This window comes from Candidatus Thermoplasmatota archaeon (assembly GCA_035540375.1).
Taxonomy (GTDB): Archaea; Thermoplasmatota; SW-10-69-26; order JACQPN01; family JAJPHT01; genus DATLGO01.
Map to the genome: position 1 here is coordinate 1 of DATLGO010000097.1, position 11,142 is coordinate 11,142.

Sequence of the window (11,142 nt, forward strand, 5' to 3'; positions counted from 1 at the left end):
ACGTGAACGTCCACGTGTTGGGGCGTGGCAACACACGTGAACGTCCACGTGTACGGTCAGGGGCCTACGGCCACAGGCGCCCGTTCGGCGCGTCCGACCCTACATCAAGAGCAGCTTGATGTAGAACCAGACCGAGCCGAACTCCTCCTTCTTCTCGCGGTCGGCGAGCATCTGGCTGATGATGTCGCGGACCTGCGGCTTCTTCGCCGCGCGGCGGAGGACGAAGTTGAGGAGCCACGTGTGGCGGCCGAGCTTCTGGAGCTTGTAGCTCATCATGAGCTCGCGGTCGAGCTCGGCGCGGACGGCGGCTTCGTACGGCGCGAGGGCCGCGGCGCCCGTGTCGCGGGCGGCGAGGGCCTTCGTGATGGTCGCCGCGGCGAGGCGGCCCGAGACCATCGCGTTGCCGATGCCTTCGCCCGAGAACGGGTCGATGAGCGCGGCCGCGTCGCCCACGAGGACCCAGCCGTTGCCGTGCATGGTGCGGCGCTTCGAGCCGACGGGGAGAAGCCAGCCCTTGCGCGTGCCGGGCAGCTCCTTCGCGTCCTTGAAGCGGTCCTTGAACTTCGGGTGCTCGCGGATGATCTTGTAGGTGTCCTCGACGAGCTGGACCTTCTTCTTCCCGTTCTTGTCGACGGCCTGCAGGTCCGTCTCGACCATGCCGCTGCCGACGTTCGCGAGACCGTTCTCGAGCGGGAAGATCCAGAAGTAGCCGGGGATGAGGCCGTCGACGAAGTGGATCTCGATGTCCTTCGTCATGCCCGTCACGCCTTCGTAGTAGACGCGGAACGCGCCGAGCCAGTGGTCGTGGTCGCGGTCGAAGACGCCGACCTTCTGGGCGACGACCGACATCGCGCCGTCCGCGCCCACGACGACCTTCGCGCCGTAGCGGCGCTCGACGCCGTCGGCGTCCTTGCCGGAGACGCCCACGGCCTTGCCGTTCTCGAAGAGGACGTCCTTGACCTCGAACTCCTCGATCGTGGTGACGCTCTTCTGCGCCTTCGCGTGCTGGAAGACGATGTTGTCGAAGACGAGGCGCCGGGCCACGTAGCCGGGCGTGACGTAGTTGTACTTTTTCGAGTTCTTGATGCCGTTCGGGTCGACGTTCTTCGGGAACGGGATCGTGAGCTCGTCGCCGTCGGGGCCCGAGAAGCGGACCCCCTCGGCGATGGAGTGCGGCGCGGCCTCGACCTGGTCGATGATGCCGAGCTCGCGGAGGACGGTCGCGGACTTGCCCGAGATGGCGTCGCCGCACGTCTTGTCGCGCGGGTAGCGCGCCTTCTCGAGGAGGAGGACGTTGATGCCTTCGCGGGCGAGGAAGGCCGCGGTCGCGGACCCGCCCGGGCCGCCGCCGGCCACGATGACGTCGTACTCTCCGTCGAAGGGCCGCTCAGACGCGGTGTTCGAAACGGTCCGGGATCCCGCCGAGGTGGCGCCGACCGAAGCCATGCGGCCGAAAAGCGGGGAGGGCGTTTTATAGGTTTCCGAGCGGAACGGGCCCCTCCGGAGGACGCGCGCGACCGCGCGCGTCCCCTGGGAAACGGTCTCACTTCGCGGGGGCGGTCGCGTTCGTCCCCGCGGGGACGAACGTGATCGTGCCGTCCTTGAAGGTGAGCGCCGTGCTCTGGTAGAAGAGGGCCTGCACGCGGTCCGATCCGGCGATCTTGTAGGCGTCGCTTGCGGGGTCGATCGCGATCGTGCCGGGAGCGTTGCCCGTCACGCCCGTGAACGTGGCGGTCCATTTCACAAGGCCGCCGGGGACGGCGGTGTATTCGACGAAGTTCCCGGTGAGCGGGGAGGCGGGGCCGCCGGTCTGGAAGTTGAACTTCTTCCCGTCGAGCGTGAGGTCGAGCGAAAGGAGGTTGCCGTCGCCGAGGGGGGTCTTCGCGACCGTCGAGCCGACGCTTCCGGCCTTGGCGGGGACGCCGAGGCTCGCGAGCGCGTTCCGCAATGCCTCGTCGTGGACGAGGACGTCCCATTTCACGAAGTGCATCGTTCCGGGCGCGGGATCCTTGAGGTGGGCCGGAGGCTCGACCGAGGCGAACATGCTGCCGTAGAACGCCTTTTCGTACGTCCCGTTCAGGCCGACGCCGGCCTTGCACGTGAACGCCTCGAGGCCGAGGTTCGCGTCGCCGCGGGGGTCCGGCGGGAGCCCCATCTCAGGGAAGGAGTGGGCCCGGAAGCCCTCGGGAAGGAACGGCTTGAGCTTCGAGGCCTGGACGGGGAAGAGCCCGATCGCGGCCGTGCAGTCCGTGAAGCCCCAGCTCAGGTTCAGCGCCCTCGGCGCCGTCGGCGCTTCGAGGTCCAGTCCGGGGTCCGCGGGGGGCGCGTTCACCGCGCCGATGCAGCCGGCGAGCGCGAGCGCGGCGATCAGGGGGAAGATGATGAAACGGGTCAATGCCTCAGCCTCGTTTCCAGGGAAGCGCGCCGTTGTCATCAACCTTCGCCCGCGGGAGGCAGGATGAGAAGCCCGATGCCCGCCCGGACGCGGACCTCCGCGACGGGGGCCTCGACGACGTTCGAGACCCCGCGCGGGTCGCCGAACACGAGCCGGGCGTCGGCGAGCGGCCATCGGAAGCCCTCGAGGGTCACGCCTTCGAGCGCGCCCGTGAGCGCGAGGAGGCTCGCGGTGCGGCCTTCGAGATCGCTGAGGCGCAGCGGGTGCGCGGCATCCACGACCCACGCGGAGCCTTCCGCCTCCACGAGACGCACGGCGGCGCCCGCCTCGGCCGCGCGGCGCGCGAGGCCGAAGTTCGCGAGCGTGTGGTCGAGCCGCCCGCCCGTGGCGCCCGCGAACACGATCTCGCGCGCGCCCCAGGCGAGGGCCTCGGCGAGGGCGAGGGCGGCGTCCGTGTCGTCCTTCGCGACGGGGAATCGGGCGATGCGCGCCCCGCCCGCCTCGCACCACGCGAGCGCCTCCCGCGTGATGCTGTCGAGGTCCCCGACGACGACGTCCGGGAGACGCCCCCACCCATGGAGGACGTTCGCGCCGCCGTCGACCGCGACGAGCAGGGCGCCCTGGGCGAGGTCGAGGGCCGCGCGCGGGGGCGGCGCGCCGGAAAGGACGAGGACGGCCCGTTTCAACGCGGGCCCAACGCGCGCCGCCGTGAAAAAGTCTGGGCCGGGCCCCGGCAACCCCGCGCAACGTCCATATAGGGGTCCCGACGGAAGCGTCCGACGTGGTCGCCGTCGACCGTCGCGTCCGGGGGTTCGGTCTCACCGTCCTCGCCATCGGCGTCGTCCTCGTCCTCGCGGGGGCCCTCTTCGCGGCGCGCATCGTGGCGCTGCCCGTGGACGGCGGGGGCTTCTGGGGGACGCTGCTCGTCGTGGGCGCGATCCACCTGATCCTCGCGCTCCTCTACCTCGTGGTCGCGCCGCGCAGGCGCCTCGCCTCCGGCACCCTCATCGGCCTCGTCCTCTGGAAGACGCCCCGGTTCGCGCTGCCGCTCGCCGCCCTCGAATCCATCCTGCTGATCCTGCACATCGCGGCCCCGCCCTGGCCCGGCGCGCCCCCCGCGCTCGTCGCGTTCGTGACGGACCTCGACGTCTTCCTCTCCCTCACGGCCGCGATCCTCCTCATCGCCATCCTCGGCATCGTGGCCGCGCTCTGGGGCTGGGAGGACGGGACGCGCACGCGCAAGGGCGCCGTGCTCCACGGCCTCGCCGCGGCGAGCTTCCTCGCCCTCTGCCCGTGGATCGCCTTCTCGGTGGCCGCGCTCCTGCCGTGAGCCCCACCCGCGTCGGTCGCGCCCGCCGTGGCCGGTTGCGCCCCCGTGATTGGGGGAACGCCCAACCCGGGGCAAACTGAGATGACCCACCGGCGCCCCTGAGGGTCCAAGGACCCCGCGGCCGAGACTCCCTCCCTGCCTTCTGCCTCCCCTCTCCCGGCGCTCGCCGGAAGCCGGCCGCGGGGGCCTTTCAGCTTTCCTCGTTCCCGGGGCCGGAAGGCTCGCACGGAGCCTCTGCGCCGGCCCCGGTCCGAATCCCGGCGCCCGGACCGTGGGGCGGAGAGCCCCGGGCCGGAACCGCCGAAAGCGAAGGCCTCTTGACGGGCGGCCGAGAGAGCGGGGGGACTGGATGCGTCACCCGGGGGTCTTCGCCGCCATCGTCCTCCTCGCGTTGCCGGGGCTCATGCCTCCGGCGTCGGCGGACTGGGAAGCGGTGCACGCGTTCCCGTCGAGCGCGGAGCGGTCCATCATCGATTTCGCGTACGACGCGCGGGGGGCGCTGCACACGCTCTCGTGGCACCGCAATGCGTTCCTCGTCTACGACACGAACGCCTCGGGAAACTGGACGGCGACGTTCATCCGGGAGCGCGAAGGCATCGTCTCCGTGGCGCTCGGCCGCATCGGAGGATCGTGGGGGGCGCTCTACTCCGTCCCGCCGATGATCGGCGGGGCCGTCGTGAAGGACGGCGGTTCCACCTGGTTCGCGACGGCCGAGCCGAACGGCACGGCGGCGAAGCGCGTCGTCGCGCCGTACCGCCCGTGGAACACGTGGCGCACGATGCCGGACGGGCTTCTCACCCTGCACATCGACGGCGTGCGGTGGAATTTCACCCTCCACGGAGCGTCCGGCGTCACCGTGTGGACGACGTGGCCGCGTCTCGACCGCACCCCCACGGGCCTGACGCTCCTCGCGGACGGCCGGGGATTCGGCGTCACGTACAACCGGACGGGCGGGTACGCGATCCATGTCGCGAACGTCACGATCCCGAACGCGACCCTCGCGACGAAGGTGCAGCTCGGTCATGCCGCGGATCCGCGCGTGACGCGCACGCTCCTCGACCGGTTCTGGGATTATCGCGGCGCGAACGCGGCCGTCGCGCCGAACGGCACGGCCTTCGCGTGGTTCTCGCGCGGCGCGAAAGCGTGCGACACGTTCTGGGGCGCGCCCGCGGGCCCCTTCCGCCGCGTCACGATCGATCCCTGCCCGATCGACGACGACGTTCCGTGGGACTTCGTGTTCCTCGGACCGAAACCCCTCGCGATCCTGAGCAACCGGATCATGGTCGTCGGCGAGCGGCCCGCGCCGCTCGAGTGCGTCCAGGGATTCCGGACGCCGCGCATCGTCCCGAACGGCGACACGTACCTCGTGGGCGGCGCAAGCGCCATCTACCGCGACCGCGGATCGCCGCGCATCAACTTCACGACCTTCCCGACCGCGGGCTACACCGGGTTCTCGGTCCGCTTCGCGGCCGACCTCGAAGGCAACGACACGCGGCCGGGCCTCAACGTCCGGTGGGACTTCGGCGACGAGGGCCAGGGCGCGACGGGGTGGGCCGTGAACCGCACGTACTACAAACCCGGCAACTACACGGTCCGCGCGGTCGCGAAATGGGAAGGATGCGGCGCGCATCCCATCGAGCGCGTGGGACGCCTTCTCATCGAAGGCCCCGCGATGGAGGCCCCGAAGAGCACGCCCACCCGTCTCGCGCCGGAGGCCGATTTCGGGGAGGATCTCCAGGACAGCGCGGCCTCGCGGCTCCCGGGTCCGGGCCTCGTCGCGCTTGCGGGCGTCGCGCTCGCCGCGGCGCGCGTTGCGCGCCGCCGCTGATCACGTCTCGGGCACGAGCCGTACGAGCCCTTCGGAGTCGAACCAGCGCAGGCAGCCGCACGCGTTCATGGTCGTCGGCAGCAGCGTGTGGTCGTGGCCGAGGGCGTGGCCGACCTCGTGCGCGATGAGCGTGCGCTTGTTCCACGCGTCGCCCTGGACCCAGATCTCGTCGCCGTCGATGAAGCCGCGCGCGAGGGGCCAGTACCAGTGGTTCGTGATCCAGGGCCGCGAGGCCTTCTCCCGCGTGAGGCGTTCGTGCGACACCTCGTGCACGATGAGCGCCATGTCGTCGACCTCGAGGACGTAGGTCCGCTCGGTCGGCTCCCCCGCGAAGGGCTGAAGCGCCGCCACGGTGCCCGCGGTGAGGATCGCGGCGAGGACGGCGTACGAGAATCCGCCGAGCGCCATCGCCCCTGCGCACGAAGGATGAGGGATTCCGTTTCTGGAGCATGCCTCAAAACGGACGCTCGAAGGATGCGCCCCGCCCGCCCGCAACGCTCATGCCGCGAAGCGGGCTCCACCGTGCGTATGCGTCGCGTCGCGATCGTGGGGTCCGGCATGAGCGCGTTCGGCGCCCGCGCCGAGACGCCGCGCGAGCTCTTCACCGAGGCCGTCCACGAGGCGCTCGGATCCGTGGACCGGGGGCTCGCCCTCGGCGACGTGGAGGAGGCGTGGGTGGGCAGCCTCGGCTTCGGGGGCGCCCAGCTCGGAAACCTCGGCGCCTACCTCGTCGAGCAGGCGGGCGGGCCCTCGATCCCCGCGCGCCGCGTCGAGAACGCGTGCGCCTCGAGCGGCTTCGCGGTGCGCGACGCCTATCTCGCGGTCGCGTCGGGCGCCGTCGACGTCGCGCTCGCGGGGGGGCTCGAGAAGATGACGGACCTCACGCCCGTCCACCAGCGGTACTGGCTCGGCGTCTCGGGCGACACGGCCTGGGAGCGCCTTGCGGGGGCGACCTTCCCGGGCGTCTACGCGATGATCGCGCGCCGCCACATGCACGAGTACGGCACGACGCGCGAGCACCTCGCGAGCGTCGCCGTGAAGAACCACGCGCACGGGGCGAAGAACCCGAAGGCGCAATTCCGCCGCGAGATCACGCTCGAGAAGGCGCTTTCCGCGCCCACGGTCGCCGCGCCCCTCACGGTCCTCGACTGCTGCTCGACGACCGACGGCGGAAGCGCCATGATCCTCGCGTCCGAGGCGCGCGCCCGCGCGCTCACGGACACGCCGGTCTGGATCGAGGCCTCCGCCGCCGCGACCGACCACCTCGCGCTCCATGACCGCGCGAGCCTCACGACGCTCGCCGCGACCGAGCGGGCGGGGCGCGCCGCGTTCGAACGCGCCGGCCTCGGGCCGCGCGACGTGCACGTCGCGGAGGTGCACGACTGCTTCACCATCGCGGAGATCCTCGCCATGGAAGACCTCGGGTTCGCGAAGAAGGGAGAAGGCGGGCCGCTCGTCGCCTCGGGCGCGACGCGCCTCGGCAACGACCTCGTCGTGAACGCCTCCGGCGGCCTCAAGGCGAAAGGCCATCCGCTCGGCGCGACCGGCGCGGCGCAGGTGCACGAGCTATTCCTCCAGCTGCGCGGCGCGGCGGGACCGCGCCAGCGCGCGGGCGCCGAGGTCGGCCTCGCCCACAACGTCGGCGGCTCGGGCGCGACGTGCGCCGTCCACGTCCTGAGGAGGGGTTGAGATGGAACCCGCCATCCTCGGCGCGGGCCTCGCGGCCGGCAAGCTCCGGATCTCCGCGGACGAGATGCGCCGCGCGTGGGGGCACCTGCGCCCCCGCGGCCTCGCGACGAAATCCGCGTGTGCCTGGGACGAGGACGCGGCGACGCTCGCCGTCGAAGCCTCCGCGCGCGCGCTCGAGGCCTCGGGCGCCGACCCCGAGGAGATCGGTCTCGTGGCCGTCGCAACAAGCGGGCACGAGGCGGCCTCCGCGGTCGTCGCGGAGGCGCTTGGTCTCCGCTACGCGCGCCTCCTCGACGTCGGCGGGCGACGCACCGCCGGCCTTGCGGCCCTCGTCGCCGCCTTCGACTCCGCGCGCGCCGTCGAGCGCCCGATGCTCGCGGTCGCCGTCGACGTTCCGAGGGCGGCGCCGGGCGACCCGGCCGAGCAGGCCGAAGGCGCGGGGGCGGCGGCGTTCGTCGTCGGTCCCGGCGCGGGCGCGCGCCTTGCGGCCGCGGGATCCGCGGCGCGCGAGGTGCTCGGCGGCCGCATCCTGGACGCGGCGGGCGTCGCGCGCTCCCCCGACCTCGACGACGTTCCGCACGGGCTCTTCGAGGACGCCCTCGCCGTCCTCGGCCCGCTTCCCCCGATCGACGCCCTCGTCGCCTCCCCCGTGGGGACGACGCTTCCGGGGCCCGGGGGCAAGCCGCTCGCCGCGCGTCACACGCTCGAGAGCGCGGAACGTCGGCTCGGCGATCTCGGCGCCGCGCAGGCCCCGTTCGATCTCGCCCTCGCGCTCGCGGACGCCGAGCCGGGCCACCGCCTCGTCGCCGCCGCGCGGGACGCGGGGGCCGTCACGATCGTCCATCTCGAGGCGGTAACGCGCGCGGCCGTCGCGGGCGTCAAGGCCGTCGCGGACGGCGGCCGCCCGGCGAGCGTCCATCAGGCGCTCATGGAGCGGGGCGCCTTCGCCGCGGGAGCCGCGATCCCCGAGGAGCCGCTCGGGGCCTACATCCCGCCCGCGACCTACACCCGGGATCTTCCCGCGCGCTACCGGCTCGAAGCGTCCCGGTGCGGAGCCTGCGGCCGCCTCGCGTACCCTCCGCCCGCGGCGTGCCCCGCGTGCGGAGGCCGGGCGTTTGCGCGCGAGCGCCTCGCGGGACGGGCCGTCGTGGAGACATTCACGGTCATCGGACGCGGGGGGTCGCCCGGGGAGTTCGCCCCCGAGCAGGCCTTCGCGGGCGAGTACCCCGTCGCGGTCGTGCGTTTCGAGGAGGGTCCCCGGGTCACCGCGCGCCTCGCGGACGTGGAAACGGGCAGGATCGCGATCGGGCTCGAGGTGGAGCCTGCGCTGAGGCGCCTCTACCGGCAGCAGGGCGCCTGGCGCTACGGGCTCAAGTTCGTGCCAACCTCGTGAGCCTGAGCTTCAGTCGCGACGCTTCCGCCCTTCGCCCGCGAAGTCGCGCACGACGTCGCGGAACCAGGCATTGCGCGTGCGATAACCACGCTGGGCGAGCTTCCGGTCGAGCCTGTCGAGGAGATCCTCTTCGAGCCGGAAGAGCACCTGTTTCTCAGCCATCGGAACCCTCGATAGCAGCCTTGCGAGCAAAAGGGTGTCGCCTGCAGACGCGACAGCGACAGGTCCATGTCATGTCATCGCACGGGCGGGGCGCTGAAGCGTCTCCCGCATCGCCCGCTCGAGGAGCGGGACGGGGAGGGAGCCGGCCGCGACCAGGGCGTCGTGGAAGGCCCGCTCCGGCACCTCCGGCAGGCGGGCCGCGAGCGCCTCGATGGCCTTGCGCCCGAGATGGTAGGAGAGATTGTAGCCGGGTTCGAGCGTGTAGCGCTTGACCTCGGCCGTGGCCTCCTCGGCGGTCATCCCGGTTTCGCGCGCAAGGCGCGCCGCGGCCTCCTCGAACCGCAACCGCCCCGTGTGGAGGCCGACGTCGAGGACGACCCGCAGGGCGCGCCAATGGGCGTCCTTCGCCCGCACGAAGCGCTCCTTCGGCGAGGCCGTGAACCCGTGGCGGCCGAGGAGCCCCTCGCAATAGAGCGCCCAGCCTTCGATGGTCTCGGGCGCGCCGACGAGGGCACGCGCGAGGCTCGGGTTGCGGTTCGCGACGCTGAGCTGCAGATGGTGGCCGGGCCAGGCCTCGTGGACGGTGGTGTTCCGGATCTCCGCGTGGGGGAAGAGCGAGAGGTCGACCTTCGGCGTCACGAGGTACGTTCCCGCCGGCGCCTCGTCGAAGCGGGCGGGCTCGACGTAGGCCGCGAACGGGATGATGTGGCGGAGGTAGCTCGGGGTCTCCACGATCTCGAGCGGGACGTCGGGGACCGTCGCGAGGCCGCGGTCGGCGACGAAGGCGCGCGCGGCGTCGCAGGCCTCGCGGTGCGCCGCGACCACGCCTTCGAAGGTCGTCGCGTGGTCCCGCTTCGTGACCTCCCAGGCGGCGCGGACGGGGTCGGGGGGCGTTTCATGGCCCGCCTCGGCGAGCACCGTGAGAGCGGCTTCCTCGAGCGCGCTGCGCGTCGCCGCCGCTTCGCGCTCGCCGCGTTCGAGCACCGCGCGGGCGGGGCCCTCGATCATCCGGATGGCGAGCAGCTCGTCGAGCTTCTCCTCGCCGAGCGCGAACGAGCCCCGGGCGACGCCCTCGAGCGACCCGAGCCACCGCGCGTGGTCCTCGAGGGCGAGCCGGACCCCTTCGACCGCGCGCGCGAGGCGCGTCCCGGCGGGCGCCCCGCGCCCGGCGGAAAGGACGGCCTCGAGGAACGCGGGCGCGGATTCCACCGTTTCCGCCGCCGATTCGAGCCATACGGGCGGGACGTCGACGGCATCGACGCGCGCGCGCATCGCGACGAGCCAGGCGGGCGCCTGCTCGAGTCGCGCGGCCATCGCCTCGACCCGGGTCGCAAGCGGCCTCCGGGTCCGGATGAGGAGCGGGAAAACGTGGTCCATGAGGCGCATCGCGAAATCGGGATCGCGGCGCCAGCGTTCCTGGCGGTCGAGCCGGAATCGCGCGAGAAGGAGGACGTGCTCGAGGGCGGCGGCGTCGACGGAATCCTCGCCGAGGTCTTCGAGGGCGGCGAGCCAGCGCGCGACGTCGGCGCGTTCGCGGTCGATCTCGGCGCGGTCGGCGGGGGCAAGCGCGTGGTCGAGCCCGCGCCAGCCGACCTGCGTCGCCCACGCGGGATCGCGGGCAAGCGTCGCCTCGAAGACCTCGCGGGCGAGCGCTTCGAACCTCTCCGACATCGGAGGGCGATGGACGGCCCGGCCGCTAAGACCCTTCGGCTTGCTCCTCGCGGTGCGATGGGCGAGCCCGGGCCGAGGGCGTGAGACGCACGAGCCCCGGCTCGGGGCGGTCGTGCTCGATCGCCGACAGCCGCTCCTCGTGATCGAGGATGCGGCCGAGGATGCGGGATTCCGCCTGGCGCTCGAGACGGCGTTCGTGCTCGCGGTAGGACCGTTCCGCGCGTTCGAGCCGGTCGTTCACGCGCTCAAGGGCCTGGCTGATCTCTTCGAGGATCCCCTCGCGTTCGAGGGCCAGGCGGGCGCGTTCGCTCGCCATTCGGTGGAGGAGCATCCCCGCGATGAGGAAACCCGCCCCTTGCGAGGCGAGACCCCCGTAGGCGACGAGGACGGGAATGGAATCGAGCCCGTTCCCGACCGAGGTGTTCGTCATGAAGAGGAGACCGACGCTCGACGCCAGAAGCCCCGCGCCGAAGGCGGCGACGGCGAGGCTCATGAGCCGGGATCGGCGTTCGTTGCCTTCGTCGGCGACGAGGTCGCCCACGGAGGCCGAGTAGACGTCGTGCGACATCGTTCTCACCCGAGGCGTCGGGCCAACAGCCCGGACACCTAAAGGGTCTCTCGAACACTCCCCGGAGCCGCCGCGGGATTCTCGATGAAAGGGGATGGATCGGGAC

Annotated in this window: 11 protein-coding genes; 4 read left to right on the top strand and 7 right to left on the bottom strand. The window is 72.4% G+C overall.

Annotation, left to right across the window (positions count from 1 at the left end; genetic code table 11):
* Positions 1–99: 99 nt before the first annotated feature.
* From VM889_11320 to VM889_11330, 3 genes are all read right to left on the bottom strand, one after another.
* A complete protein-coding gene (locus tag VM889_11320; GenBank protein HVL49139.1) occupies positions 100–1,446 on the bottom strand; it encodes a geranylgeranyl reductase family protein in 1,347 nt (448 codons plus the stop codon).
* A 97-nt stretch (positions 1,447–1,543) separates the two neighbouring features.
* The gene (locus tag VM889_11325; GenBank protein ID HVL49140.1) at positions 1,544–2,395 is read right to left on the bottom strand and encodes a hypothetical protein; all 852 of its coding nucleotides are present in this window, start codon (positions 2,393–2,395) and stop codon (positions 1,544–1,546) included.
* Between the two features lie 38 nt (positions 2,396–2,433).
* Positions 2,434–3,081, bottom strand: a complete 648-nt coding sequence (locus tag VM889_11330) for a thiamine diphosphokinase (protein ID HVL49141.1) — start codon at positions 3,079–3,081, stop codon at positions 2,434–2,436.
* 95 nt (positions 3,082–3,176) lie between these two features.
* Between VM889_11330 and VM889_11335 the strand changes: the two genes are divergently transcribed.
* Positions 3,177–3,725, top strand: coding sequence for a hypothetical protein (locus VM889_11335; protein ID HVL49142.1), 549 nt, complete (start codon positions 3,177–3,179; stop codon positions 3,723–3,725).
* A 349-nt stretch (positions 3,726–4,074) separates the two neighbouring features.
* A complete protein-coding gene (locus tag VM889_11340; GenBank protein ID HVL49143.1) occupies positions 4,075–5,553 on the top strand; it encodes a PKD domain-containing protein in 1,479 nt (492 codons plus the stop codon).
* Here VM889_11340 and VM889_11345 read toward each other — a convergent pair whose 3' ends face one another.
* A complete protein-coding gene (locus VM889_11345; GenBank protein ID HVL49144.1) occupies positions 5,554–5,961 on the bottom strand; it encodes a hypothetical protein in 408 nt (135 codons plus the stop codon).
* A gap of 120 nt (positions 5,962–6,081) precedes the next feature.
* Here VM889_11345 and VM889_11350 point away from each other — a divergent pair, with 120 nt between their 5' ends.
* On the top strand, positions 6,082–7,242 hold the full coding sequence (locus VM889_11350) for a thiolase domain-containing protein (GenBank protein HVL49145.1): 1,161 nt from the start codon (positions 6,082–6,084) through the stop codon (positions 7,240–7,242).
* Position 7,243: 1 nt separating this feature from the next.
* On the top strand, positions 7,244–8,635 hold the full coding sequence (locus VM889_11355) for an OB-fold domain-containing protein (protein ID HVL49146.1): 1,392 nt from the start codon (positions 7,244–7,246) through the stop codon (positions 8,633–8,635).
* Between the two features lie 9 nt (positions 8,636–8,644).
* On the opposite strand, the gene VM889_11360 is transcribed toward VM889_11355, so the two are convergent.
* From VM889_11360 to VM889_11370, 3 genes are all read right to left on the bottom strand, one after another.
* The gene (locus VM889_11360) at positions 8,645–8,797 is read right to left on the bottom strand and encodes a ribbon-helix-helix protein, CopG family (protein ID HVL49147.1); all 153 of its coding nucleotides are present in this window, start codon (positions 8,795–8,797) and stop codon (positions 8,645–8,647) included.
* 69 nt (positions 8,798–8,866) lie between these two features.
* Positions 8,867–10,468, bottom strand: coding sequence for a DUF885 domain-containing protein (locus VM889_11365; protein ID HVL49148.1), 1,602 nt, complete (start codon positions 10,466–10,468; stop codon positions 8,867–8,869).
* 25 nt (positions 10,469–10,493) lie between these two features.
* Positions 10,494–11,045, bottom strand: a complete 552-nt coding sequence (locus tag VM889_11370) for a hypothetical protein (protein HVL49149.1) — start codon at positions 11,043–11,045, stop codon at positions 10,494–10,496.
* Between the last annotated feature and the right edge of the window lie 97 nt (positions 11,046–11,142).